Annotated in this window: 21 protein-coding genes and 2 pseudogenes; 16 read left to right on the top strand and 7 right to left on the bottom strand. The window is 62.9% G+C overall.

Going from position 1 to position 26787, the window contains the following annotated elements:
• Positions 1-21 precede the first annotated feature (21 nt).
• Positions 22-1116: pseudogene (locus tag L0U82_RS38545) on the bottom strand (sensor histidine kinase); the annotation flags it as partial.
• Between the two features lie 484 nt (positions 1117-1600).
• On the opposite strand from L0U82_RS38545, the gene L0U82_RS38540 reads away from it, so the two are divergent.
• The 4 genes from L0U82_RS38540 (at position 1601) to L0U82_RS38525 (ending at position 6282) form a co-directional block, all read left to right on the top strand.
• Complete coding sequence (locus L0U82_RS38540; protein ID WP_233839078.1) at positions 1601-2074, top strand: hypothetical protein; 474 nt, start codon at positions 1601-1603, stop codon at positions 2072-2074.
• Positions 2075-2160: 86 nt separating this feature from the next.
• Positions 2161-4569 (top strand): phosphoenolpyruvate synthase, encoded by a 2409-nt coding sequence (gene ppsA, locus L0U82_RS38535; RefSeq protein WP_233839077.1) that lies wholly within the window; start codon positions 2161-2163, stop codon positions 4567-4569.
• 38 nt (positions 4570-4607) lie between these two features.
• Positions 4608-5639 (top strand): 1-phosphofructokinase family hexose kinase, encoded by a 1032-nt coding sequence (locus L0U82_RS38530; RefSeq protein WP_326489798.1) that lies wholly within the window; start codon positions 4608-4610, stop codon positions 5637-5639.
• A 193-nt stretch (positions 5640-5832) separates the two neighbouring features.
• Positions 5833-6282, top strand: coding sequence for a CBS domain-containing protein (locus L0U82_RS38525; RefSeq protein ID WP_233839076.1), 450 nt, complete (start codon positions 5833-5835; stop codon positions 6280-6282).
• A gap of 74 nt (positions 6283-6356) precedes the next feature.
• Here the strand turns inward: L0U82_RS38525 and L0U82_RS38520 are convergent, their stop codons facing one another.
• From L0U82_RS38520 to L0U82_RS38505, 4 genes and pseudogenes are all read right to left on the bottom strand, one after another.
• Positions 6357-7601 carry an ABC transporter ATP-binding protein gene (locus tag L0U82_RS38520; protein WP_233839400.1) on the bottom strand — a complete coding sequence of 415 codons (1245 nt, stop codon included), beginning with the start codon at positions 7599-7601 and terminating at the stop codon, positions 6357-6359.
• A gap of 115 nt (positions 7602-7716) precedes the next feature.
• The gene (locus L0U82_RS38515) at positions 7717-9450 is read right to left on the bottom strand and encodes an ABC transporter permease (protein WP_233839075.1); all 1734 of its coding nucleotides are present in this window, start codon (positions 9448-9450) and stop codon (positions 7717-7719) included.
• A 15-nt stretch (positions 9451-9465) separates the two neighbouring features.
• Entirely contained in the window at positions 9466-10572 is a 1107-nt protein-coding gene (locus tag L0U82_RS38510; RefSeq protein ID WP_233839074.1) for a lysylphosphatidylglycerol synthase transmembrane domain-containing protein, read from the bottom strand.
• A 246-nt stretch (positions 10573-10818) separates the two neighbouring features.
• Positions 10819-10902, bottom strand: a pseudogene (locus tag L0U82_RS38505) (lecithin retinol acyltransferase family protein); the annotation flags it as partial.
• A 267-nt stretch (positions 10903-11169) separates the two neighbouring features.
• Between L0U82_RS38505 and L0U82_RS38500 the strand changes: the two are divergent.
• The 3 genes from L0U82_RS38500 (at position 11170) to L0U82_RS38490 (ending at position 14548) form a co-directional block, all read left to right on the top strand.
• Complete coding sequence (locus L0U82_RS38500) at positions 11170-13470, top strand: FAD-dependent oxidoreductase (RefSeq protein WP_233839399.1); 2301 nt, start codon at positions 11170-11172, stop codon at positions 13468-13470.
• A gap of 155 nt (positions 13471-13625) precedes the next feature.
• Positions 13626-14270: an NAD(P)H-dependent oxidoreductase gene (locus L0U82_RS38495; protein WP_233839073.1), complete on the top strand. Its 645-nt coding sequence runs from the start codon at positions 13626-13628 to the stop codon at positions 14268-14270.
• Positions 14271-14317: 47 nt separating this feature from the next.
• A complete protein-coding gene (locus L0U82_RS38490) occupies positions 14318-14548 on the top strand; it encodes a hypothetical protein (RefSeq protein ID WP_233839072.1) in 231 nt (76 codons plus the stop codon).
• Positions 14549-14778: 230 nt separating this feature from the next.
• On the opposite strand, the gene L0U82_RS39940 is transcribed toward L0U82_RS38490, so the two are convergent.
• A complete protein-coding gene (locus tag L0U82_RS39940) occupies positions 14779-15819 on the bottom strand; it encodes a helix-turn-helix domain-containing protein (RefSeq protein WP_233839071.1) in 1041 nt (346 codons plus the stop codon).
• A 505-nt stretch (positions 15820-16324) separates the two neighbouring features.
• Between L0U82_RS39940 and L0U82_RS38480 the strand changes: the two genes are divergently transcribed.
• Positions 16325-16924, top strand: a complete 600-nt coding sequence (locus L0U82_RS38480; RefSeq protein WP_233839070.1) for a recombinase family protein — start codon at positions 16325-16327, stop codon at positions 16922-16924.
• 33 nt (positions 16925-16957) lie between these two features.
• On the opposite strand, the gene L0U82_RS38475 is transcribed toward L0U82_RS38480, so the two are convergent.
• Entirely contained in the window at positions 16958-17542 is a 585-nt protein-coding gene (locus tag L0U82_RS38475) for a recombinase family protein (protein ID WP_233839069.1), read from the bottom strand.
• Between the two features lie 281 nt (positions 17543-17823).
• On the opposite strand from L0U82_RS38475, the gene L0U82_RS38470 reads away from it, so the two are divergent.
• The 8 genes from L0U82_RS38470 (at position 17824) to L0U82_RS38435 (ending at position 26785) form a co-directional block, all read left to right on the top strand.
• On the top strand, positions 17824-19077 hold the full coding sequence (locus L0U82_RS38470) for an EAL domain-containing protein (RefSeq protein WP_233839068.1): 1254 nt from the start codon (positions 17824-17826) through the stop codon (positions 19075-19077).
• 69 nt (positions 19078-19146) lie between these two features.
• The gene (locus tag L0U82_RS38465) at positions 19147-19674 is read left to right on the top strand and encodes a Csu type fimbrial protein (protein ID WP_233839067.1); all 528 of its coding nucleotides are present in this window, start codon (positions 19147-19149) and stop codon (positions 19672-19674) included.
• A 9-nt stretch (positions 19675-19683) separates the two neighbouring features.
• Positions 19684-20412, top strand: coding sequence for a fimbrial biogenesis chaperone (locus L0U82_RS38460; protein ID WP_233839066.1), 729 nt, complete (start codon positions 19684-19686; stop codon positions 20410-20412).
• A 104-nt stretch (positions 20413-20516) separates the two neighbouring features.
• A complete protein-coding gene (locus L0U82_RS38455) occupies positions 20517-22706 on the top strand; it encodes a fimbria/pilus outer membrane usher protein (RefSeq protein ID WP_233839065.1) in 2190 nt (729 codons plus the stop codon).
• Positions 22703-23164 (top strand): spore coat protein U domain-containing protein, encoded by a 462-nt coding sequence (locus L0U82_RS38450; RefSeq protein ID WP_233839064.1) that lies wholly within the window; start codon positions 22703-22705, stop codon positions 23162-23164. Before L0U82_RS38455 ends, L0U82_RS38450 begins: the two co-directional genes overlap by 4 nt.
• Before the next feature lie 627 nt (positions 23165-23791).
• On the top strand, positions 23792-24655 hold the full coding sequence (locus L0U82_RS38445; RefSeq protein WP_233839063.1) for an ABC transporter permease: 864 nt from the start codon (positions 23792-23794) through the stop codon (positions 24653-24655).
• A 2-nt stretch (positions 24656-24657) separates the two neighbouring features.
• Complete coding sequence (locus tag L0U82_RS38440; protein ID WP_233839062.1) at positions 24658-25710, top strand: ABC transporter ATP-binding protein; 1053 nt, start codon at positions 24658-24660, stop codon at positions 25708-25710.
• A gap of 13 nt (positions 25711-25723) precedes the next feature.
• Positions 25724-26785 (top strand): extracellular solute-binding protein, encoded by a 1062-nt coding sequence (locus L0U82_RS38435; RefSeq protein ID WP_233839061.1) that lies wholly within the window; start codon positions 25724-25726, stop codon positions 26783-26785.
• Positions 26786-26787 lie beyond the last annotated feature (2 nt).

Here is a 26787-nt window from a genome sequence, read left to right as displayed (position 1 = left end):
CGGCGGCTCCTCGGGTGGATATTACGTTCGAGCGTTGCCATCCAGCTTCGCATTAAGCGTGAAATAGAAGGTCGATCCGCCCTCGGGCGAGGATTCCACCCAGATGCGGCCGCCATGCTGTTCGACGATGCGCTTGCATAGCGCGAGACCGATTCCCGTGCCCGGGTATTCGACGCGTGAATGCAGGCGCTGGAAAATCATGAAGATGCGTTCGAAGTATTGCGGCTCGATGCCGATTCCGTTGTCCTTGACCGAAACGATCCATTCGTCGCCTGCGCGACGGGCTGCGATGTCGATCCGCACCGGCTGATCGGCGCGCCGGAACTTGATCGCATTGCCGACGAGGTTCTGAAAAAGCAGGGCGAGCTGCGTCGGAATGCCCACCACTAGGGGCAGTGCCTCGCGATTGATTTGCGCATCGGATTCCTGCAGCACGACGCTCAGACTCCTGAGCGCCTGATCGAGCGCCGCCGAACATGCGGTCAATTCCTGCACCGCGCCCGATCTGCCGACGCGTGAGTAGGCGAGCAGATCCTCGATCAGCTTCTGCATGCGTGTTGCACCATCTACCGCATGGGCTATGAACTCGTCCGCGCGGGCATCCAGTTGCCCGTGATAGCGGCGCTGGAGCAGTTGAAGAGGTCCGGCGACGGCGCGCAACGGCTCCTGAAGATCGTGCGACGCGACGTAAGCGAATTGTTCGAGATCGTGATTGGAACGCGCGAGTTCCTCGGTGCGCCTGATCAGCTCCTGCTCCGCGCGCTTGCGTTCCGTGATATCGACGATTGCGGCGAGTACGAAGACTTCCTCCGCGGTGGTGACCGGATTGAGCCCGATCTCCACGAGGACTTCGGAGCCGTCTTTTCTGAGCGCGAAGAGGTCTCTGCCGGTGCCCATCGGCCTGCTGCTGAGGTTGCCGTAATACATCCGGCGATATTCGGGATGCGCGGAGCGAAAACGCTCGGGCACGAGCATATCGACGCTATTGCCGACCAGTTCGTCTCGCACATAGCCGAATAACTTTTCCGCCTGCGCGTTCACCAGTACGATGCGGCCGTCCCGGTCGGCCATGACCATTGCGTTGGGGGCCGCTTCGACCACCTGGCGGAAAAGCTCGTGCGTCGGGCTACTCAAGTGCTTGTAGGGTTCCATTCGGTCTCCGGCGATTCGAAGAGTACCGCCAACGAGCATGCGAAGCTTATTCACTTTATAGCAGCTATTACCGGCCTGAACGGACAATGATCGCAATTCTTGCGCATCGCCTCACGACATTGTATTAACCGCTGCGATAGTACGGATAACGCATAAATACGCTCGCACAGGACGTTAGCCCGGCAACCCGACACGTCCACGGACCAGCCCCGCATCGAGGTCGTGTCTTACAACGAGATCCTCGACCACCGCCGCTCGCGGCACCGCTGGAGTTTGTCGGCACGCTGACAGGTCGCAGGTAAGCCGTTGCGGACCGCGCGCGATTGACCCACGTCAATAAGCGATGCCCAGCGCCGCCTACAGTGAGCGTGAACGGAATGCAATGTGATCGACGGCAGTACGGCGCAGCTTCTGACAGCTCGATACAAGGTCACGGCGGAGAATTCGTATGAACTGGCTTGAAGAATATTTTTCGCAGAAAACGGCGTCATTGTGTCTGTCGATGTGGGCCTACCCGCCGCTGGTTCTCGGCCCCGAAGGGCCAGCCAACCAACAGGTGCACGCGCTTCCGTACCCTGGCGCGACGCTCGTGTTTACGCCCGGCGAGCGGGTCCAGCGGGGCAACTTCGAATACGAGCTTCCCGCACGATTCGACCTGCGGCACGCGTCGTCAGACCGTGACATCAACCTCGAACCTCCTTTGCATGCGTCGCAGTTCTTCCGCTCGGTGACGATCTTCGCACCGTCGCGCTACAACCGCGATTTTCTGATTGCGGTCAACGACGAGTTTGCTTTCGTGCCGGTCTTTTCATCCGATGGCGCGCCGGGGTTCTCGGGCTCGTGTACCGCAAGCAGCGGCGAATCGGCGGCGCGAGGTCAAATGCAATTGCCGTGGACCTTCCAGGGCTATCTCAGCATCTAGTTCGGGCTTTGCCGCATGCGGCATCTCGCGCCGCGCGAATCGACGCGCGCGGCCGGCTCGCCCATAGTCGGGGTAAGGAGCACAACATGGATCAGTCGGTCGCGCAGGTGATCTGGTTCGACGACTTGCGACGCGAAGACGTCGCCCGCGTCGGCGGGAAGAACGCTTCACTTGGAGAGCTGATATCCCAGCTCGACGGCCAGGGCGTCCGGGTCCCCGCCGGCTTCGCAACGACGGCGCAGGCCTACTGGAGTTTCATCGACGCGAATCAGCTGCGCGAACGGATTTCGGCGTATCTCGACGACCTCGGCCAGGGACGCCTCACGCTGGCTGAAGCGGGACAGGCGATCCGTGCGGCTATCGTGCACGGCGACTGGCCGGCCGAACTCGCGCAGGCCATCCGCGCGGCCTATCGGACGCTCGCGCAGCGCTGCGGCGCTGCCGATCTCGACGTCGCGGTTCGTTCAAGCGCTACCGCCGAAGATCTTCCCGATGCGAGCTTCGCCGGCCAGCAGGAAACTTTCCTCAACGTGCGTGGCGAGCGGGCAGTGCTCGATGCGTGCCGGCGCTGCTACGCGTCGCTGTTTACCGACCGGGCGATTGCTTATCGCAACGCCAGGGGATTCGACCATCTGCAGGTAGCGCTGTCGGTTGGCGTGCAACGTATGGTGCGATCGGATCTTGGCGCCGCCGGTGTGATGTTTTCGGTCGATACGGAAACCGGGTTTGACAGGATCGTTCTGATCAATGCGGCCTGGGGCCTGGGCGAGAACGTTGTGCAGGGCACAGTCGACCCGGACGAGTATGAGGTGTTCAAGCCGCTATTGGCCCAACCGGGTTGCGCGCCGATCGTCGGCAAGCGGCGCGGAGAGAAAGCCTGCAAGATGGTCTACGCGAAAGGCGGTCCGCATCCGACCAGAAACGTGCCGACCTCCAGAGCGGAACGCGCGGCGTTCGTGCTCGACGACGCCGAGATACTGTCCCTATCGCGCTCGGCCTGCGCGATCGAGGCACACTACGGGCAGCCGATGGACATCGAATGGGCAAAAGACGGCGCGAGCGGTGAAATGTTCATCGTCCAGGCGCGTCCTGAAACCGTTCAGTCGCGCCGCGAAGCGAGTTCGGTCAGGAGTTACCGGCTGCGCGACGAGGGTCGCCGTCTGCTGAGCGGCGTCAGCGTGGGCGAAGCCATCGCGGCCGGTTCCGTCTGCGTGATCGGGAATGCGCGCGACATGCAGCGCTTCGTCGACGGCGCGGTGCTGGTGACTTCCACGACCGATCCCGACTGGGTGCCGGTGATGCGCCGAGCCGCCGCGATCATCACGGACCACGGCGGACGCACGTCCCATGCGGCCATCGTCAGTCGCGAACTGGGACTGCCCGCGATCGTCGGTACCGGCAACGCCACGCATCTGCTGCACGACGAACAGGAGGTGACGGTCTCGTGCGCCGAAGGCGACGAAGGTTTCGTATACGAAGGCACGGTTGCGTTCGACGTCGAGGACATCGATTTCCGCTCGATTCCGCAAACGCGTACCAGCGTTATGCTCAATCTGGCCAATCCCGCCGCCGCGTTTCGCTGGTGGCGCCTGCCGGCCGATGGCGTGGGTCTGGTGCGAATGGAGTTCGTTGTGAGCCACGACATCAAGATTCATCCGATGGCGCTCGTGCGATTCCACGAACTCGAAGACGCGACCGTCAGGCAGCGCATCGAAGAGCTGACGTCGGGCTATACGGACAAAACGGAGTATTTCGTGGACCGGCTCGCGCGCGGACTCGGCCGCATCGCCGCCGTTCAGTATCCGCGGCCCGCGATTATCCGTATGAGCGACTTCAAGACCAACGAATACGCGCACCTGATCGGCGGGCAGGCTTTCGAGCCGCGCGAGGAGAATCCGATGCTGGGATTCCGCGGCGCTTCGCGCTACTACTCGCCGCGCTATCGCGACGGTTTTGCGCTGGAGTGCCGGGCGATCCGACGGTTGCGCGAGGAAATGGGCCTGCGCAACGTCGTCGTGATGATTCCGTTCTGCCGCACGGTCTGCGAAGCCGATCAGGTGCTCGAAGTGATGGCGCAAAACGGCTTGCGGCGCGGGCAGGCGGGGCTGGAGGTGTACGTGATGTGCGAAATACCGTCGAACGTGATCCTTGCGCGCGAATTCGCGTTGCGCTTCGATGGTTTTTCGATCGGCAGCAACGATCTCACGCAATTGACACTCGGCGTCGATCGCGATTCGGCGGATCTCGCGCAACTGTTCGATGAGCAGGACGAGGCCGTCAAGTGGATGGTCCGCCGCGTGATCGCGCAAGCGCATGGGGCCGGCGCCAAAGTGGGCCTGTGCGGTCAGGCGCCGAGCGATCATCCGAAGTTCGCGGCGTTTCTCGTCGACTGTGGAATCGATTCGATATCGGTGAGCCCCGACAGTTTCATTGCGGTCAAACGCGAAATCGCGGCGGCGGAAGCACGCCTTGCGTCGCGAACCGCCACGGTTTGAGCCGGTTGCGGGTGCTCCGGTACGAGCGGAGATGCCACATGGCGGAAATCCTGACCTTGACACTGAACCCGGCGGTCGACGTAGCGACGTCGGTCGACACCATCGTCGACACGCGCAAGCTTCGTTGTAGCGCAGCGCGGCGCGACCCCGGCGGCGGTGGCATCAACGTCGCGCGCGTGCTGCACAGGCTGGGCGCCGACTGCGAGGCGCTTTACCTGGCGGGCGGCCCGCTTGGCAGGACGCTAGGCGCGATGATCGAAGCCGAAGGAGTGCCGGCCACCTGTGTCGGCATCGCGGGCGAAACGCGTGAGAACTTCTCGGTCCGGGAGAATTCGACCGGACGCGAGTTTCGGTTCGTGTTGCCCGGGCCCGTGCTTGCCGAGGCGGAATGGCAGGCGTGCCTGCGGCACCTCGGCGAACTCGCCATCGCGCCGCGCTATCTCGTGTTGAGTGGCAGCGTGCCGCCGGGCGTGCCCGATGACATCTATGCGCGCATCGCCGGGATCGCACGGCAACGTGGCACCCGTGTCGTGCTCGACAGCTCCGGCGCGCCGCTTGCGGCGGCGCTTGCAGCTGGGGTTTTCCTCGTCAAACCGAGTCTGTCTGAGCTTTGCACGTTGGCGGGGCACGCGCTCGAAGACGACGCGCAGCGGCTCGACGCTGCACGCAGGATCGTGCGCGCCGGCGGCGCGGCGATCGTCGCGCTCACGCTCGGCGAGCAGGGGGCGCTTGTCGTCACCGCGGATCGTGCGTTGCGCGTGCGGGCATTCGCCGTGCCGGTAGCGAGTTCGATCGGCGCCGGAGACAGCTTCGTTGCCGCGATGGTATGGGCGGTCAATCGCGGCATGTCGTTCAACGAAACCTTGCGCTATGCGGTGGCGGCTGCGTCAGCATCGCTGCTCGCGGAAGGCACTCGCCTGTGCGATCGGGATCAGGTCGAACGGATTTACCGCGAGCTCGCGAGCGCCGATCTGGTCGCCGTAGGGGCGCAGCCGTCGACGCGACCGGTCGGCACCGTGGCTGGGTCGGCAACGCTGACGGGCGTTCGTGAGAGCAAAGGCGATCGGTAACCTGTTTCGCGATCGCGCCGATGCTGGCCGACAGTTGGCCGCCGCATTGCGCGAATCCCCTCGGGCTCGACGATCCGGTTGTGCTGACGCTGCCGCGCGGAAATGGAGTACGGGCAGCCTACGGATCAGGCCGGATGACGGCGCAATGGCGGCCCGCATGGCGACGGGCCGTGATGAACGTGGAGTATCTATCGTGAACACAGGATCTATCTGCACACGGGACGTCGCTGTCTGCGAGCGGCACGCGACGATTCTCGACGCCGCGCAACTGATGCGCGAACACCATGTCGGCGACCTCGTGGTGGTCGAGATGAGCGGTGGGCGCCGCGTACCCGTCGGAATGCTGACCGATCGCGACATCGTGTTGGCGATCGTCGCCAAACAGGCCAACCCGGAAAAGATTTTCGTCAACGACGTGATGTCGACGCCGCCCGCGCTCGTCGCCGAGCAGGACGATCTTTGGCTGATCGCGTCGCGGATGCATCTGAACGGCGTGCGGCGTCTGCCCGTCGTCGACGCCGGGGGATGCCTCAGCGGCATCGTCTCGCTCGACGATGTGCTGCAGGCGGTTTCCGCGCTTCTGTCGAAGCTATGGCTCGTGACGGGCCGTCAGCCTCACATCGAGGAAAAGAACCGCGCCTGAAGGCGATGTGTTTGCCAATGGTGACGTTGTCGCGCGGATGGCGCAGGCGCTACGCATATCGCGCGGTGAAGGCATCAGCCGCCGAACGAACGCGTGTGATCGTCATAGCTGAAAAGTCCCGCGTAGCGCCCCCAGTCGATGACGGTGCGCAGCGTGCTGTTGGCATCGTTGCGGTTCAGATGGTCCTGCAACTCCAGTTCGAAACGCTGGCGCGGCGCGCGGTGTCCTTCCCTGTCGTCGAGCACTTCGCGGATGTGCGCGGCAAGCGGCACGAACCGCATCAGATGCTCGCGAAACAGGCGTTTGCGTTCATCGGCACTCGCCTGCGCGAAAACTCGGCCTGCCGCGGTTAGCCTGATGGTCCCTTCATGCAGTTCCGCGAATTCCAGAATATGCATGGCCACCGCGATCGGAAAAAGCTCGTCGACTTTCAGCGTGCTCGAAGCCGCGATCGTGCCGAGCGCGGCGCTGCCACCTTGCAACGTAGCGGCGATCGTGCCGACGAAGCCATCGAGACGATGACTCGACACTTTGGGCAAACGCAGCGCCAGGCCGTGTGAGGCGCTGGCCGCTGCATCGGCCGACGCTGCCAGCCGCGACGTCAGCACGGCGTAGATCTCGTTGACGATCGCGCGAAATTCGGGAGCCAGCCTGTTGCGCGGATACGGCAAGCGTACGTGGATATTCGCGACGACGTGCGCGGGGCTTTCACCCAGTACCTGAATCCGGTCGCACATCAGCACCGCTTCTTCGATGTTGTGCGTGACGAGCAGCATGGCCTTGATCGACAGCTGGCGCTCCAGCCACAGGTCGAGAAAATCGGTGCGCAACGTTTCGGCTGTCAGCACGTCGAGCGCGGAGAACGGTTCGTCCATCAGCAGAAGCGTCGGCTCGCTCACGAGCGCGCGCGCGAAGCCGACCCGTTGGCGCATGCCGCCGGACAGCTCGCGAGGAAAGGCCGATTCGAAACCGGTGAGACCGATCAGATCGATGGCCGACATCGCGCGTTCGCGAGCCGCATCGGCTGGCACGCGTAACGCGTCGAGGCCCAGTTCTACGTTGGCGAGCACGGTGAGCCACGGATACAGCGCGAATGTCTGGAACACGACCGCGATGCCTGCTTCGGGGCCATGCAGCGGCTGACCGCGATAGAACACGCGCCCCTCGGTCGGTTCGACGAGTCCGGCGGCGATGCGCAGCAGTGTCGATTTGCCGGAGCCTGAGCGGCCCAGCAGCCCGAGAATCTCGCCATCGCGCACTTCCATGTCGACATGCGCGAGCACCGGCAGCGGCTCGCCCGACGGCCTGGCGAACGACATGCCGATTTTCTCGAGCGTCACGATCGGCGCGACGGCGTCCGCGCGGGGCGCCGTGCCGGGTTGAGTATCGGCGGAGCAGAGGTTCGACACGCGCTTCTCCCTGGTCGTCGGCATCTCAGTCGAGCCGCGCGCGCCGCTCCGCGAGCGCATAGAGCGGTCGCCACAGCAGCCGGTTGACGGCGATCACGACGATCGACATCGTCGCGATGCCGAGTGCGATGCGCGGGTAGTCGCCGGCGTGGGTCATCCGCGCGATATAGGCGCCGAGACCGCCGGCACTTAGATGAATCGGCCCCCAGCTGACAGCTTCGGAAACGATACTCGCGTTCCATGCGCCTCCGGAGGCCGTGATTGCACCGGTCACGTAGTAGGGAAAAATGCCGGGAAGCATGACCTCGCGCCACCACGCGCGCTGCCGCACCCGGAAGCTCCTCGCGGCCTCGCTCAGATCGCCGGGAAATGCACTTGCACCGGCGATGACGTTGAACAGGATGTACCACTGCGTACCGAGGATCAGCAGCGGACTGAGCCAGATCTTCGGCGCGAGGCCGTAGTGCGCAATGACGAACACGGCAACCGGAAACAGCAGATTCGCGGGAAAGGCGGCGAGAAATTGCGCCATCGGCTGCACGAACTGCGTGAGCCTGGGACGCAGCCCGACCCAGACACCGACCGGCACCCAGATCAGCGACGCAAGCGCGATCAGCACCATGACCCGCAAGAGCGTGAGCAGAGCATCGTGCGCGACAACAGCCAGGTCCGCGAGCGACAGGACGGGTCCGATGAAGCGCGCAGCGGCCACCGCGGCGTAAGCCACGCCCGCGGCGCATGCTGCCAGCCATAGCGCGTCGCCGATGCGCTGCGGCATGCTGGCAAGAGGCCGGCGCGGACCCGCTACGAACGGGAGCCGCGCCCGCGCGGCGCGATGCAGTGTAGCCCCGAGTGGCCTCGCTACCGCCCGCAGCCAGGCCGAGCGGTGAACGAGATCGAGCACCCAGCTGCGCGGCGCCAGCGGGGAAGCCGTCTGCTCGAAACGAAAGCGGTCAGCCCAGGCGACGACGGGCCGAAACAGCAACTGGTCGTAGAGCGCGATCGCGACGGACATCGCGAGAATCGCCCAGCCGACGGCGGCCAGGTCGCGCTCGGCGATCGCGCGCGCCACGTACGAGCCCACGCCCGGCAGCGCGATCTGCAGGTTGCCCACGGAGATCGCTTCCGAAGCCACCACGAAGAACCATCCTCCCGACATCGACATCATCGTGTTCCAGACGAGCCCGGGCATCGCGAACGGCACTTCGAGCCTCCAGAAGCGTTGCCACACCGACAGACGAAAGCTGCGGCAGGCCTCGTCGAGATCGGCCGGTATCGTGCGTAGCGACTGGTAAAAGCTGAACGCCATGTTCCAGGCCTGACTCGTGAAAATCGCGAAAATCGCCGCGAGTTCCGCGCCGAAAACATTGCCGGGAAACAGCGACAGGAAGAAGGCGGCCGTGAACGACAGATAGCCGAGAATCGGCACCGACTGGAGCACATCGAGCAGCGGCACGAGCAGCATCTCGGCGCGGCGGCTTTTGGCGGCCAAGGTGGCGTAGGTCAGCGTGAATACGAGCGAGGCAGCCAGTGCCGCGAGCATCCGCATGACGGTGCGCAGCGTGTAGCCCGGCAGCGCCGTCGGAGCCAGCGAGATCGCCGTCTGATTCGCGATGGCGAGCGGCCCGCTCATCTGCGCGGCGCCCGTGCCGAGCAGGACCAGCAAACCGAGCACCAGCAGCAGACCCGCGAGATCGCGCCAGCCCGGCATGCGCGGGTGCCATTTCCCGCCGCCCAGCAGCTCAGCGTGGTGTTCCACGGCGTCTCCGCAAAGTCAGCATGATTTATCGTCCGGGAAATCGCGCGGTGGCCGTTGATCCCTATCAATCGGAGCAGATTGCCGGCGTCGCGGCGCCGGCGGTCCGGTGGCTGCGGTTTGCGCTTCGACGGCCGCGTTGCGCGAGCTGCCGCGCAACTCGACGCGGGCGAGCCAGACTCCAGGCAGCATCGGCAGCCAGAATGTGAAGCCGCGCAGCAACAAGGTTGCGCCGAGCGCCGCTTCGATCGGCACACCGAGCAGCTTCAACATGCCGACCGAAGCCGCCTCGAACGTACCAAGCCCGACCGGAACCGGACCCACGGTCGCCACCATCGACGCCACGGCGAAACTGGCAAAAGCGATCCATCCCTGCGTGGGTGCGCCGAGCGCGCCCAGCGTCAGCCACAAGGTCCCCGCATCGAGCACGAAGATCGCCAGTTGCAGCATCACGGTGCTCGCAAGCAGGTGGCGGTTCAGTAACAGGTCGAGCGGAACCTCGTTGAACGACTCGATCAGGCGCGACAGATGCAGCCATCTGCCGAGCACCGCGACACGCCGATCGCCGTTCCATCGACGCAGCGCTAACAGCGATAGCGGGACCAGCAGGAGCACGAGCAGGAACATCGCGACGCCGAGCAAAAGCACGCGGCCCGCGGCGTGATGCAGCCACAGCAGCGCCGCGCTGGCGAACACGACCATCAGGAAAGCGATATCGCGCGACAGCAGGCTCGCCAGCAGGGCGGTCAGCGCGATCGGGCGCGGCACGCCGCGGCGCAACAATCCGCGAATCGCCATCAGGCTGCCGCCGAGTCCCGCACTCGGCAGCGCCTGATCGGTAAACAGCTTGACGATGCCGAGCCGCACCAGCACGCGCATCGGCAGCGTGTAACCCGAGTCGCGCAGCGTCTGACGCCAGACGAGCGCGGCGCTGACATAGGTCGCTGACTGGGCCGCGATTGCGATCAACAGCCAGCCGGGACGCGCCGCGCGTGCAAGCGCAAGACTGCGTTCGAACGAAGTGGCGCGGATGACCACGAGCACCAGCATGAGCAGACAGAGCAGGCCGACGCTCCAGGCTGCGCGCGTAGTTCTGCGCGGGGCCAGTGCGAGGGCGCTCCACAAGATACCGCCGGCGCGTTGCGCAACAGACGCGAGGCGCGGCGGCGCGGACCGCTCGCCGTCGGGTCGTGGGCGAGAAGGCGGTGGGCTGGGATTCATCGAAACCCTGTCTGACGGGGGGCGCGGCAGCATCACGACGCGCGCATTGCGTACCGGGCACAGGGGATTTTCCGCGCGGGCCGAGGTGCGGGTTTGATGCATGTCAATGCTGGGACGCGCTTTGTGCTTTGGATGGGCGCGCGCTTTTTCGTCTCCCCATACGCACCATTGACACACATGCTCGCAGTTATTGGTGAGCAGCCTGTAATTGCGCTCGCCGAGCCGCGATGCGGCGACGATGTCGGCTTTGTGCGTGCCGACTGTCTTCCCGCTGACGCATATGGCGATTGACCTGGATCATGAGTCGCGCACCCCGAAGCGCTAGAGTGAAATCGTTACTCACGTCGCGGATCTCGCTATACGCCGCCGACATGCGGATTGCCGATCCTGGATTCACCGTACCTGGGACGAGCCATGAAGGATGCGCACCGCGTCGACTGGCGGAGCGAAACCACGCATCGGCCGGTGCCGGGCAGGCACACCGCGCTCTCATCCGGGCCTATGCGAACGTACGACTTCGTTCTGGTCGGCGGTGGCACGGCGAGTGTCTCCGCGGCGCGCGCATTGCGCCGGGAAAACTCCGACGCCAGTATCGGCTTGCTCGGCGCCGAAACAACGCTTCCCTATTCGCGTCCGCCGTTGACCAAGGACTTCCTGAATGGCGCGCTCAGCGGTCTCCAACTGGCATTGCATCCGTTCGAATTCTACGAAGCGCATCGTATTGAGTTGATGACCGGCGCGCAGGCCGTGCGCGTCGAGCCGGCATCGCACGTAGTCTCCCTCGCCAACGGGCAGCAAATCGGCTACGGCAAGCTGCTGATTGCGACCGGCGCATCGCCGCAGCGTCCGCTGCTGCCGGGACACGAACTGCGCGGCATCCAGTTCATCCACGACATTGCCGACGCGGCGGCATTGCGCGCGGCCGCGGGCATGGCCCGGCGCGCGGTGGTACTCGGCGCGGGCTTTGTCGGCATCGAGGTGGCGGCGGCACTGCGCGCGGCGGGGCTCGACGTGACCTTGCTCGAACGCTCGGCGCGAGTGATGCCGCAACTGCACTCCGAAGTGCTTTCCGCCTGGTTTGCAGATCGTTGTACGGAACAGGGGGTGCGCGTGTTGACGGGCTGTACCGTCACGCGCTTTCTGGGCGACGGTCAGGTGAAGGGCGTGCTGACGCAGACCGGATTGCAGCTGGATTGCGAACTGGTAGTCGCGGCGATCGGCGTGTCGCCCAACTGTTCGTTTCTCGCGGGCAGCGGCATCGAACTCGGCGACGGCGTGCTGGTCGACGAATTTCTGCGCACGTCGGATCCCGACATCTATGCGGCCGGCGATGTCGCGAATTTCTACGATCCCGTATTTGCCGTCAGAAGGCGCATCGAGCATTGGGACAACGCGTTGCGACAGGGCCGCGTGGCTGCGCGCAATATGCTTGGCAACAGCATGCCGTATCGTGACGTATCAATCTTCTACGGCAACGCGTTCGGCACGGGGTATACGTTCATGGGCTACGCGGAGCCCGCGGACGAGACCGAGACGGTCGAACGCGGTACGCGGTCCAATGGCGCGTGGTCCGTGCTTTATCTGCGGCACAACATACTGCGTGCGGTATTCTCGGCGGGCGGCAGCGCCGAGGAAATCGCCGCCGCGGAAGAACTGATTCGCCACCGCGTCGGCCTGCATGCGGCGCGCGCGCGGCTCGCGGACCGCGACTTCTCGTTGACGAACCTGCCCACGCAAACTGTGCTGATCCTGCAAGGTGGGGGAGCGCTCGGCGCATTCGAGTGCGGCGCGATCCAGACGCTCGAAGAGAGGGGCGTGCGGCCCGATGTGATCTCGGCGGTATCGATCGGCGCCTTCAACGGGGCGATCGTCGCGAGTCATCCGGGGAAGGCTGCGAAGCCTCTGGCGCAATTCTGGCGCGATCTGTCGATTGCTTTGCCGGGACGCGTGGCCTCGGCGGCGCACGAAATGCAGGTGCTTTGGCACACGTTCTGGTTCGGTGTTCCGAATTTTTTGCGCCCGCGCTGGTGGAACGGAGAACTCGGCGCAAACGCGCTGCCCTGGTGCTGGACGAGCTACTACGACCCGAGCGCCATCAAGGCGCTGATTCGCCGATATGTCGATTTCGACTCGCTGGTACGCAGCCCGACGCGCCTGCTGATCGGCGCGGTCGATGTCGAAACCGGCGAACAGAAGATATTCGACAGCTACGTTGATCGCCTGACGCCCGAGCATCTGCTCGCGAGCGGGAGCCTTCCGCCCGCGATGCCGTGGACCACGATAGACGGGCGTTCCTATTGGGACGGCGGCATCGTCAGCAATTCGCCTCTGGAGCTGGTTATTGAGCGGTGTGGACGCATCGGCGCGCGGGTGTTCGCGCTCGATCTGTTTTCCGGTGGACGGCCGCTGCCGTCGAATCTGACCGACGTGATGCGGCGACGCGACGAGATCGTGTACACCGATCGCACGCGTAACGATCTGCGCTTCGAGGAATATGCGAACGACTTCAGCGACCTCGTGCTCGAACTGATGCGCGAAGTCGACGCCGGGACTGCACGGCGCTTTCGGCAGCGGCCCAACTACATCCGCCTGATGGGTAACCGCACGCCAATTCACGTGTCGCGGATATCGTTGCGCGACGAGCTGCCCTTTGCCGCCGACTTCGATTTTTCCACCGGCACGATCGAAGCACTGCAACTGCGCGGCCGCGAAGCCGCGCGGCGTGCGCTCGACGAAGCGTCCGCCGGCGAATACGCCGGGTCATTCCGGCTGCGCGAGCTGGGCATCCTCCCATCGATGTAAGAGGCGGTGTGGGGCTCGTCACGCCGCGCGACTGGCATGCCGGTTGTCGAATGAGCGGACATGCCGTGGACCTTCGGGGCAATCTCCATCTTGTTGATATGCGTCAATCGCGGTGGGCGCCCGGACGAGGACGATGATCCTGTCCGTGCGCGGCGGTGTCGCGCGGCGCGTTTTTGAAAGGAGCCCCAGCCATGCAGAAACACCTGATCGTGGTGGCGCACCCGGTGGAAGAGAGCTTCACGATGAGCGTCACGCGCGCCTACCTTGGCGAACTGGTTCGTATCGGCCATGACGTGCGCGTTCACGACCTGTACCGGATGGGGTTCGATCCCGTGCTTTCCGCGCAGGAATTGACCGAGGGATGCGACGCGCGCCTTCGCATGGCCGACGTTTCGATCGCACAGAAAGACGTACTCGCGGCGGATGTCGTGACGGTCGTCTATCCGCTCTGGTGGATGGCGATGCCTGCGATGATGAAAGGCTATATCGATCGCGTGTTTAGCCGGGGTTTCGCGTATGAGGCGCAACCGGACGGTGTGCACGGGCTGCTGTCAGGACGCCGCGCGGTGGTGGTCACCGTCTCCGCCGCGCCACTGGCCACTTTCGTGGAAGACGGTCGCTGGCAAGCGATGCAACTGCTGCAGGATACGCACGTGTTCCGCGCATCCGGTTTCGAGCTGATCGGGCACCTGCATTTCGACGAAGTCGGCCCGGCCATGCCTGCTGCCATGGCGGCCAACCGTTTCACGCAGGTGCGTGAATTCGTTCGCGGGCATTTCGCCGCGGTGCCGGCGGCGTGAATGACAGGTCACGGGCCAGGCGTGGCCGCCATGCAGGGAGCACTGCCATGTATCGCTTCTTTCGCAGATTCGAACGGCTTGCGTTCGGTATCGTGACGGCTTCGGCCATCGTCTGCGCTGGCGTTCTCGTCGCACACCGGGTCGGTGATGTGTCGATACCCGATTTCTCGCCGCGGGACGTCGTGAATGCCGGCTTCCCGTTCGCGTTCGTTTGCGAGGACCTGAACCAGGTGGGCTCGTGCGCGCGATTGCTCGCCGATTGGACGGAAGCGCAATAAACGCTGGAGCACGTGTACACGTGGCCGAAAACCGACGGTTGAAGCGATCGGTGTTCAGGTGCGCGAACGTCTGCACCTACGAACGATGCAGGCGGTTTGCAAAAAAACGTTTGAGCAGTCGCACTAGTCCGACGACGGTTGCGCTCGCCTACAATCGCACCAGAAGCACGTAATCGAAGCAACGGAACCAAACACTACGGCTTTCGTGTGCCCCGATCGATGTCTCCAGTTCAGCTTCGAAGCAGATGCAGCCATCGGTCCATCGAATAGCGAGGGCCGCCCGTGATCGGTATGTGCACGGGGCGCTGCGGTGAGGCCGCGAAAAGCTCGCGGGCGCTGTAACCGAACTGCTCGCGGAATGAGCGGCTGAAGTGAGCGGCTGTCTTGAAGCCGTGCATCTCGGCGATGCGGTGGAGGTGAGGGCGGCGCCCGGCGGAGGTGAGCAGCGTGTGGATGTTGTACAGCCTGCGCTCCTTTATGAAAGCCGCCACGCCGCCGAGTGGTTCGAACATTCTGTATAACGCGCTTCGCGAGATCTTGAAGTGCTTGCAGATGATGTCGGGCGTGAGATCCGGGTTCGTCAGATTCGCCTCGATGAAATGGCGCACCTGACGCATCAGCGTCGCTTCGGCAACCGGCCGTGCCAGCGCGAGGGTATCCAGGGTGGGCGTGACGGCTGCCGCGAGCAACTGAAGCGTCGCGCCTGTTACCGCGGGTAGCTGTTCGCGTGTCAGTCCGCCGACCGTTTGCGTCAGCGTCGTGAGATGCGAAGCGAGCAGCACACTGCATGGGCCATTCAACGTAACACCATGCAAATCGACCGGGCGAGGAAGGAGCGGATCGAGCCGGTCACGCGGAATGATCACGTTAACGGTCGTGCCGCCGTGGACATGCGCAAGCTCCGGCTGGGCCATATGGGTCAGCACCGTTCCGCCTGCTTCCACATGAATAAGGCGGCGTCCAAGGACCATATCGGTGCTGGCGCCGTGTCCGATTCGAAAATGGATCTTGTAATGATCGAGCTGGTCCAGCTTTATCGATCGTTCGGAGCGGTGCAGGATATGTGGGCTACATTCGCGCACGCTCAGCATCATGTCGCCGAGCATCCACATTTCGTTTCGGGCTTTGAACCCCGACGCCGTGAGGCCGCCCGGAAAACTCAACGTGCACACATTGGACAGTGTGCCCTGCCAATAGTCGAGACGCTGATCGGGCAACACGTCCTTCGAGTCGAAACGGACATACGGTATTTGTTGTGAAGCGGGGGACACGGCATCAAACTCCCGTCCTCGCCGGATATGTCGCTAATGGGACGGCCAGGACGCTCAGACAATGATCGGGACGGACAGAACACAATTGGCATTTAAGTGGCTCTAGAATTATGCCACTAGAAGTTTTCTGGACGCTAAGGCCGGTCAACAAGGATCAAGCAGTCAGTGCAACGTTGATTGCTCTCTAATAAGGCGTCGTTTTATCTCTGATCCGAATCGAGACTCATTGGCACGGTACAGCGAGTGTGACCGCAACCAACGCGGTTTGAGCAAACGTTGTCGTGTTTAAGCGCCATATCCGAGACGAAATACGTTCGAGCACCGGGGGGGCACTCGCCTTCAACAGCGCCACGACTGCCTACTGTGCATCCGCACTGTGCCAGCCATCCGTTTGCATGGCGGCAGCCATCGAATGCGAATTCGTCGATCCAGAAACGTGACTTGAACAGCGCATGGCCATTAAAGCTATTCGCGATGGTTTGGCTCGCTCGCAGAAAAACGACGTATGAGAATAGGCTATGCACGTGTATCGACCGATGACCAGCATCTGGACCTGCAAATCGCAGCGCTGGAGCGGGCATCGTGCGATCGCATTTTTACCGACCACGGCGTATCGGGCGCGAAGTTCAAACGGCCCGGTCTCGATCGGGCGCTTCGGGCGCTAAAAAAGGGCGACACGCTGATCGTTTGGCGGCTTGACCGCCTCGGGCGATCGCTGCTGAAGCTCATCGAATTGACGGCCCGTTTCGCAAAAAAAGGCATTCACTTCATCAGTCTGATGGATACCATCGACACCACCACGCCGATGGGTTCTTTCTACTTTCATCTCGTCGCCGCGTTTTCGCAACTCGAGCGCGAGATGATCGGCGAGCGCACTCGCGCCGGCATTGCCGCTGCTCGCGCAAAAGGCCGGCCACATGGTCGGCGTCGAGCACTCACCGACGAGCAATGTCGCGAGGCGCAGCGGCTCCTGCGGGAACTCCCGCGAAAAGTGGTGGCGCAGCGCTACGAGATCCACCCGCAGACGCTGACGCGCAGCCTCATAAGGGTGGGGATCGTGCCGGTTTATAGGCGCGAGTCGCCTGTTGCGGCATCTCACTCCTGAACGCATTGTCATTGTCGTTGTCACTGTCGCTACTCACGCGGAGCAGTCGGTATTCCGCGGAGCGCCTGGTATCTTCTTCGCCAGACGTCGAATCGTCTGGTCGCTCACATTGAAGATCGAGCCCACCTCTTCGAACGAGTGGTTCTCCAGCAACCGGATGGCCGTGTCCCGCTGTTGCGCCGTGAGGGCTGGGGATCGCCCGTGTTGAACGCCTCGCGCGCGCGCCGCGGCGATACCTGCCTTCGTCCGCTCGCTGATCAGTGTGCGCTCGAACTGTGCCATTGACGCCATCAGATGAAAAACCAGCATGCCACCGGGCGTGGTGGTGTCGATGGCTTCGGTCAGCGAGCGGAAGTGAACGCGCTTCACGCTCAGCTTCTCGATCAGCTTCACAAGATGGCCCAGGGACCGGCCAAGCCGGTCCAGGCGCCATACCACCAAGGTGTCCCCGGGCTTCAGACGCGCCAGTGCCTTATCGAGCCCAGGCCGGGACGCATTCTTGCCCGACACGCCATGATCGGCATAGAGCAGTTCGCACTTCGCGTCTTTCAATGCGGTCAACTGAAGGTCGAGGTGCTGATCTTCCGTCGACACGCGGGCGTAGCCAATATTTCTCATGATTCTTCCTTTTTTTCGGGCGATAGGGTAGCCGCCGCCTGACTCAGCGCGGAAGTGCGACATGTAGTCCTGTATCGCTTAAAACACACCTGGCATCTAAGGATTGACGGAAACCTTCCTTTTCGTCACCGTCGTTTCTACCGTGATATGCCAACCGCGCCTCATTGATTTCCTTCCGTTTTTTGCGTAAGTTTCCTGGCAGGCAGAACTCTCGCAGAAACGAACCTTTTCGTCACCGAGCGCTCTTTTGCACCCTCGATCGTTGATGGTCCGGTGCTTGTATGAGCTTCAACCCGCTGCCAGAAACCTCCGGGCTCCGCGCGCTTTTTTCGCGTCTCGACGTAAAGAGCACGCCGGGCCATGCTGCCCGCGAACCCCTGTGCATCGTTGCGTCCATAACAAACCTGCGGCAGATCGAGCAGGCCTACGGTGCGACTTTTGCATCGGTTGTGCGGCACGTCGTCTTTGAGCGCGCACGCGTGCTTTGTGAGGAACGCAGGGGCTCCTGTGCTCCGAGCGGTGATCACATGCTGTGCATTTTCAATGTGCCCGCGCCACGAGTCGTGCAGGACGTCGGCTGTTCGCCAGTGGCGGCAATCCTGCTCGACCGGATACTGGCTGTGCTGGGTGACCGTCCCATCATCAACGGTTCGACCATTGCATTCCCGGCGGTCACGGCGAAGATCGTGCATATCGACGACGACAGGCCCTTCGACCTGTCGGTGATCGCTGCGCCAAGAGTGCAGAATGCGCAGCCTGGAAAGGCGTGGCGCGATCAGTTCATGGCCGACACGGTCGTCGCGGAGCGCGTTTTCGAAGCAATGGCGACTGGCCGTTTGAGCCTGTCGTTCGAGCCGATTCGCGAAGCCAATCGAGCGGGCGCGCTGGTCTACGAAGAAGCGCTGCTTTCCGAAACACCCAAAGGAAGATCCGACCGGATTCGAATCGGTCGCCAGTTGCCGGGTCTTGAACGGCTGGGCTTGATACGTCGCGTCGATCGTTGGGTGGTCGATACGGTCATCAATACCTTGCGCAACGATACGGACGCCTATATCGGCTGCAATATTTCGGCGCAGAGCGCTACGGTCGACGCGTGGTGGGCGCTCACGCTCCTGAAGCTGAGCGAGGCTCCCAAAGTTGCCCAACGGCTGACCGTTGAGATTACCGAAACTGCTCCACTTGACGACTACGCGGAAGCGTCCGACTTTGTTCGCGCGCTGAAGAACGTCGGTTGTCGGGTCGCCCTGGATGATGTTGGCAGCGGATATAGCAGCTTCAGAAGCCTGCTTGCTCTGGGCGTCGATGTCGTGAAGATCGACGGCTCACTTGTCCGTCACGCGCGCCTCGACGCGACGGCGCACGCGAGGTTGACGCAACTGGTGAGCTTCGCGAAAGCGTGCGTACAAACGGTGGTCGTTGAAGGCATCGAGACCGAGACGGACGCACGCATAGCACAGGTCAGCGGGGCGACATGGCTTCAGGGCTATCTCTTTTCCCGGGGTGAGCAAGGCCGCGGCAGCGGCTGCCACGCCTGATTCCGGCATTACCGCAACGCAGCCGCGGCACAGCCGGGGCGCAATTCTCTGAAACGAAAAGGACAATAAATGAAGAACAACCATGTTGTGCCGCGCAAGCTTCTGATCGCATCCCTCGCTGGTGTCGCACTGCTCGGCGCCGCGCCTGTCGCGGTGGCCGCCGGGACGGCGCAAGGCGTACTGGCGGTATCGGCGGACGTCACCGCATCCTGTTCGGTCGGGGCTTCCAGCAACATCAGTCTGTCCAACCTCAGCTTTGCCGCCGACGGCGCGGGTCAAGGCGCGGTGAGCATCACATGCACGATGGGAACGAGCTATAACGTCGGCCTCGATCAGGGCGGTGCGACGGGTGCCACGGTGACAACCCGCAAGCTCACCATCGACGATCAGTCCGGGGCAACGCTTGCATACTCGCTCACCACCGATCAGCCGGGCCAGACGAATTGGGGCAACACGGTCGGAACCGACACGGTGCCGGGAACCGGCAACGGCGCGGCTCAATCGATTCCGGTCTATATGCAGATCCGGGCCGCGGACCTCCAGACTGCCGTTGTCGGACACTATTCCGACACTGTCAACGTCACGGTGACGTACTGATCGATGGTCATGTCGTTTGTTCGGATTGCTTCAGCTGCTGCCTGCGCGCTCGTTCTCAACCTTCCGTCGAGTGCCTGCGCGCAAAGCCTGGAATTGCATCCAGTCTCGATCGAAATACAACCGCAGCGGTCATCAGCGACGCTGGTCATCACGAATCCGTCGGATGACCCGGTAGCGCTGCAGTTGCGCGCTTTCGCGTGGACGCAATCCCGGAGCGGGGCGGACAAGCTGGTCGAGTCGGATGACCTGATCGTGAGTCCCCCGGCAGCCGATGTTGCTCCAGGCAAGTCCCAGATCATTCGTGTGCTGTTGCGTTCCGATCGGCGCGATGTGGAGGGGACGTACCGCTTGCTGATCGATGAACTGCCAACCGAAAGCGCTGCATCCGGTGTGCGCCTTTTGCTGCATTTCTCGGTACCGGTCTTCTTCGAGGCACGGTCCCGCATAGCTGGTGATCTGCATTGGACGCTAGCGATTCCGCGCAATGGTGCTGGCGTGCTGAAGGCCGTCAATGAAGGCGGCCGGCGTGTGCGGATCGGATCGATGTCGATCGGCGGCGCAGGCTTGGTAGCCAACGACGTCAAATTCAATGGAAGTGCGTACGTATTGGGGGGAGCAGAGCGGCGCTGGGAAATTCCGGACGGCTCTGTCTTGCGCACTGCTTCGTCGGCGCAGCTTGAAGTACTGATCGACGGACAGTCGAAACAGATTGCGGTGCCGGTCGTTCAGGTACCGTAGTCGTACCGCTGATGGTCAGGTTCATTGCACGGATCGTGCTCGTCACGCTCGTTTCGGGCAGCGTTGCCTTTGCAGCGGATAAGCAGTTTGTGCTGGAAGTCTTCATGAACGGTAGGGATACGGGGCGAGTCATCGCGGTGAGACAGCGTGGCCCGAAGCTCTTTGCTTCGGGCCATGATCTGCTTTCGCATGGGCTGATGGTCTCCGATTTGCCGACCGATCACTCGAAGGACAGACTCATCGACCTTGACGACATTCACGGAATGTCGTACCGGCTCGATATGCGCTCTCAGGCGCTGTACCTGAAAGCCGGCCGGGGAGTAATCGCCTCGACGCAATTGAGCGCCACGAACGCCGACGTTGCGAAGCAGGTATCCCCGGCGGCACCAGGCATTGTCGTGAACTACGATCTGGTCAGCACGAACGGCGCCGGCATGCATTCGAACGGCGGCACGCTCGATATGCGCGCGTTCGATCGCTTTGGCGTTCTGAGTTCCGGATTGCAGGCGGTCAACAGCAGCAACCATGGCTGGTCGACGTCGCGTCTGGACACTACGTACACGTACTCCAACCCGGGTGGCATGTATCGCTACCGGTTCGGCGATGTCGTCACAGGCGGTCTCGCATGGTCGCAGCCGGTTCGCCTCGGCGGCATCCAGTTCGCGACGGACTTCTCGTTGCGTCCGGACCTGGTGACCTACCCGGTGCCGAGCTTCGGCGGGACGGCTGCCGTGCCGACCACGGTCAGCGTGCTGATCAACGGCGTTCAGCAGATGTCGAAGCCGATTCCCGCCGGGCCGTTCGATATCTCGCAGCTTCCCGTGACTACTGGCAGCGGAAACGTATCGGTGGTCATGACGGACGCGTTGGGTCGGCAAATCGTCCAGACGCTGCCGTTTTATGCGAGTCCGTCGCTGTTGAAACCGGGGCTTGGCTCGCTGAGTGCCGAAGTCGGCTCGGTCCGGCTCGACTATGCTAGCGCGAACGATCATTACGGGTCGGCTGCGGGCGAACTGTCATACCGACGCGGCATCACGCCCTGGCTAACGGTTGAAGGACATGGCGAGGGTTCCGCGGACGTTGCGATGGGCGGTGTCGGCGCTTCGCTATCGGTCGGCGACTTCGGCGTCGTGTCGGTCTCTGCTGCCGGAGCCACGGCGGCGCAGGTGGGCGCGGGCGAGCAGTACATGATCGGCTTCGAGCACATCAACCATGTGTTCAGCTTCAGCGCGTCGACACAGCGCGCGACCGACGACTTCCGCGATATTGCAACGGTGAATGGCGATATTCCGCAGCGACGGCTCGACCGCGCGTCGCTCGGATTCGGGCTGTCGAGATGGGGTTCGCTCGGGGTGACGTATGCGGGTGTGAAGACCAACGAGCAGAACGTGAAGCTCCTGTCGGTCAGCTACTCCGCGCATCTGATCGGATCGGTCTCGGGTTATCTGACGGCCTTTCGCGAGATGGCGGACGGTGCAGGCACGGGTGTGTTTTTTTCGCTCACGATGCCTTTCGGGCAGCGGGGCAGTATCAACGCAGGCACGAGCATTCAGGGCGGGCAGGCAGTCGCGGAGCTGCAGGCGTCGCAATCGGCAAACACGGTCGGCGATGCAGGTTGGAACGTAGCGGTGCAGGGCACGGGAGACGCGCGGCAACAGCACGTTTTCGGCAACGTGGATTACAGGTCGGCCCACGGACTGGTTGGAGTTGGCGTGGACCGGATGGGACGTAACACCTCCGCGCAAGTGTCGGCGCAGGGCGCGGTCGTTCTGTCGGATGGCTCGATCTTCACGGCGAACACCGTGCAGGACGCATTCGCGGTCGTGGAGACCGAGCCGGGCGTCACGGTCTACAACGAGAATCGGTTTGTGGGCAAAACAGGATCGAACGGCCGGGTGCTTATTCCCGATCTTCGTTCGTATCAGCCGAATCATGTTTCGATCGATCCGCGCGATATTCCGGCCGATGCCGATATTGAACAGGCGCAGCATGAAATCGTGCCGGCCGACCGCTCGTCGGTCACGGTGCGCTTTCCTGTCCATCGAAGCCACGGCGCCGTGGTGCGGCTCGTACGGAGCAATGGCACGCCGCTCGTGCTCGGGAGCACCGTGCTTTCGGAGCAGGGCGCCCGGCTAGGCACGGTGGGCTACGAAGGGAAGGTCTATCTGGAAAACCTGGAAAGTCGGAATCGCGTTCGCGTGACCGGTCGCGATGGCTTCCGGTGTGCCGCATCGTTCGAATACAAAGCCGCTCGCGGCGATCTGCCGAACATCGGGCCGGTGACATGCAAATGAAGCGCGTACACATCGCTTTGACGATGACTTCGCTGCTCGCGATGCCGATCGCCGCGAGCGCCGCTGGATGCACGGTGACCGCTGCCGTATTGAATTTCGGCATCTACAACCCGTTGGCGTCGGCCAATGACGACAGCACGGGCACGCTCGATGTCGAGTGTCCGGGACAGACGGTGAGCTATACCGTCGCGGCCACCGCCGGGAACGGAACGTTCACCGAGCGGCAGATGCTCGCCGGCAGCCAGGCGCTTGCCTACAACATCTACATCGACACGCAACGCAGCAAGATATGGGGGGACGGCACGGGCGCTACGTCCGTCATCTCAGGATCCTATCCCCCCGCATCGGGTGGCGGCGCGCTGACGTTTTATGGGCGTATCAACGCGCGACAGACCGGTGTCGTCGCGGGGGCGGGAAATGAGTTCAAGGATAGCCTCGCCATCACGGTCACCTTCTGACACGCGTTATCGACAAAAAGGTGAGGCGAGTTTAGGTGCGGGCTGTATGTGTGTGCCATGTCTGACATGGCCATGAATCTGCTGGGAGCGTTTCTCTCAGCGTGGCTGTGCCTGCTTCACTGCGTACTATGCGACGTTCGCCGCGCTGACATTTCACCGGGTCTGACAGGCTCGACACTGTTTGATGGTGATGACGCTCAGGGTGCCTCAGGGAGATCTAACCCAACAAAATCGGCGAAGCCTGCGACACGGTAGCCTGCCGTAGAAGCTCGCAGCCCGCATGCGACGCGATCTTGTATTCAAGACGTGAACCGGGCCGATTTCTTTTTTTCAACCGGATGCCGCTTTCAAATTGCGACGTGGATTTGCGTCCGGGCACTTTCACCGGCCATTCGGCCCATCTACTTCCCGCCGCGTAAACCCCACCCCACCTCTTTAAAGAACCCGCTTTGCGCATATTTTTGTTCATGCTACTGTGAATCGAAATTGGTGTGGCTATGCAAATTTACATTCCCTACATTTGCAGCGACACTTGGGCGAGCGAACGCGTAATGCGGTCACATCGCCGCCGTACAGCCAGACCAGCACCAGCTCCACGTGTCGTTCCTATCCGAAGGAGAAAGCGCGGTGACGCAGGTTCCGATTGACCGTAGCAATATCGTTTCCGCGCGCGCGTTCTCCCGCCCACGTTTCGTTCCGGCAGCCTGGCTCGTCAGGGCCGGCGTCGCGCTGATCTATCTGTTCATGCTGAGCCCGCTGATCTTCGTGATCTGGCTGAGCTTCTTCAAAGACGCGATCATCACGTTCCCACCGTCCGGCTACACGATGTCGTGGTACGTGAACGCATGGCATAACGATGCATTCGCAAACGGTTTCGTGCTGTCGATGAAGCTCGCCGCAGGCGCGGCGATCGGCGGAGTGGTGCTCGGTGTCGGCGCATCGCTCGCACTTGCGCGCTACCGCTTTCCGGGGCGGCGCGCGGTCGGCAACGTGCTGCTGCTGCCGCTCGTGGTGCCGGGCATCGTCGCCGGCATCGCTACTTATCTGTTCTATCTGCGCGCCGAAAACGTGCTCGATACCGACATCGTCGGCACCTTCGGCGGCCTGCTGATCGCGCATATCTGCCTGACCATTCCCTGGACGATCCGGCTTGTTACCGCGAGCCTCGGCCAGATCGACGAGACAGTCGAGGAAGCCGCGCGCAATCTCGGCGCCGGTCCGTGGCGCACGCTGTGGCGTGTCACGTTGCCGATGCTGCGGCCGGCGATCGTCGCATCCACGTTGTTCGGCTTCATCGTTTCGTTCGAAAACCTCGAGATGACGTTGCCGCTCGTCGGTCCCGGCAAAACCACGTTGCCGATCGCGATCATGCAGTACCTCGAATTCAATCTCGACCCCACCATCGCGGCGGTTTCCGCCGCGCAGATCGTGTTGCTCGGCATCGTGATGCTGATCACCGATCGTTTCGTGAAGCTCGGCAAGGTGATCTGATCATGGCTCAGGTGTCCCTGCGCAATCTGCGCAAGCAATACGGTGCGACGACCGCGGTCGAGAACGTGTCGTTCGATATCGCCGAGGGCGAACTGGTCGCGTTTCTCGGCCCGAGCGGCTGCGGCAAGACCACGACGCTGCGGATGGTCGCGGGTTTCGTCGAACCGACCGATGGCGAAATCTGGATCGGCAATACCGAGGTCACGCGGCTCGCGCCCGACAAGCGCAACACCGGCATGGTGTTCCAGCGCTACGCGCTGTTTCCGCACATGACGGTTGCGCAGAACGTCGCGTTCGGTCTGGAAATGCGGCGCGTGCCGAAGTCGGAACGCGATACGCGGATTCGCGAAGCACTCGATATGGTGCGGCTTACGTCGCTGGCCGAACGTTATCCGCGCCAGTTGTCCGGCGGTCAGCAGCAGCGTGTCGCGATTGCGCGCGCGCTGGCGATTCGTCCCGACGTATTCCTGCTCGACGAGCCACTATCGAATCTCGATGCCAAGCTGCGCGTCGAAGTGCGCGAAGAGATTCGCGCGCTGCAACAACGGCTTGGCCTGACGACGATCTTCGTCACGCACGATCAGGAAGAAGCGCTGGCGATGGCCGATCGCGTGGCCGTCATGCACGATGGACGCGTGCAGCAGATCGGCAGCGCCGACGAGCTTTACGAACAGCCGGCCAATCCGTTCGTCGCGAACTTTCTCGGCCGCATGAATTTCCTCGCGGGGCACGTCGACAACGGTCACTTCATTACCGCAACCGGCGAGCGCATCGCGGTGAACGCGGCCGCGCCGGATGCGAACACGCTCGGCATTCGCCCGGAGCGTTTGCGGCTCGCGGCGGCGCCGGAGCATAGCGAAGTATCGATTCCCGTGAAGCTCGCCGAGCGGATCTATCTCGGCGCGACCGTCGAATTGCGGCTCACCAGCGAACGCGGCCAGAGCCTCGTCGCGCTGGTGCCGAACACCGCGCACGCGGGTGCCGGCGGCTGGTCGCGGGGCGACACGCTGCACGCGTGCTTCAGAACCGAAGACTGCCTGCTTTTTTCCGCCTGAAGGACCACACTAAATGAGCCAACACATCACGCGCCGCACGTTTCTGAAAGCCGCTTCCGGTCTGCTCGTCGCGCCGTCGCTCGGATTCGATCCGCGCATGGCGCTCGCCGCCGATGCCTGTCCCGATGTCGTCGTCGGCACGTGGGGCGGCGACTATCTGAATCTGCTCGAACAGAACATCGGCAAGCCGATCATCGAAGCCGCCGGCGGCAAAGTCACCTACGACTCGGCCGACCAGATCGGCCGCATGACGAAGCTGCGCGCGGAAAAGATGTCGCGTCACGGTACGCTCGACGTCGCCTGTCTCGCCGATATCGACATGTTCGACGTCAATCGTTCGGGCGTGCTCGAACCGCTCGATACGAAGCTGGTGCCGAACTCGGCCCGCACGATCGAAGCACTGCGTCGCCCGTATTCGATCCCGCACATCTTCAGCGCGATGGTGATCGTCTACAACCCGGAGAAATTCCCGACGAAGCCCGATTCGATGGCAGTCGCGCTCGATCCGAAACTGAAGGGACGGGTGGGCTTTTCCGACATTCTGTACAACTTCAACGTGCTGCAATCGTCGCTTGCCGCGGGTCAGCACAATGGCGACACCGCGGCCGGCATCCAGTTTCTGCGTGAAGTGCGCAAGCAGCAGCCGAAGGTCTATCCGTCCAACGAGGCGGTTGCGGCCGCATTGAAGAGCGGCGAGATCTGGATGACCTGCATGTGGAAGGCGCGCGCACTGCAATGGAAGAAGGGCGGCGTGCCGGTCGAATACGTGTTCCCGAAAGAAGGCGGTGTGCCGGTCACGTTCGAGGCCGCGGTGCCGAAGAATGCGCCGTCGCGTGCGTGCGGTTTCAACTATCTGAACGCGATGCTCGACGCGCGCGCACAGGTCGGCTTTGCCGAAACGATGGGCTATGCGCCGACCGTGACCGATGCCGCGTTGCCGCCGTCGTTACAGCAGAGCGTCGGCTTCACGAATGCCGAGCTGGACCGCCTCGTCAAAGTCGACTACGCGCGTTTCACCGCGGAAAAGCCGGCGCTGCTCGACTTCTGGAACAAGGAATTCAAGCCGGGGCTCTGAAC

Origin of the sequence: Paraburkholderia sp. ZP32-5 (genome assembly GCF_021390495.1) — a bacterium.
In the GTDB taxonomy this organism is placed as follows: domain Bacteria; phylum Pseudomonadota; class Gammaproteobacteria; order Burkholderiales; family Burkholderiaceae; genus Paraburkholderia.
Note: the sequence above shows the minus strand (reverse complement) of the source record. Positions and strands in the feature narration are given on the sequence as shown.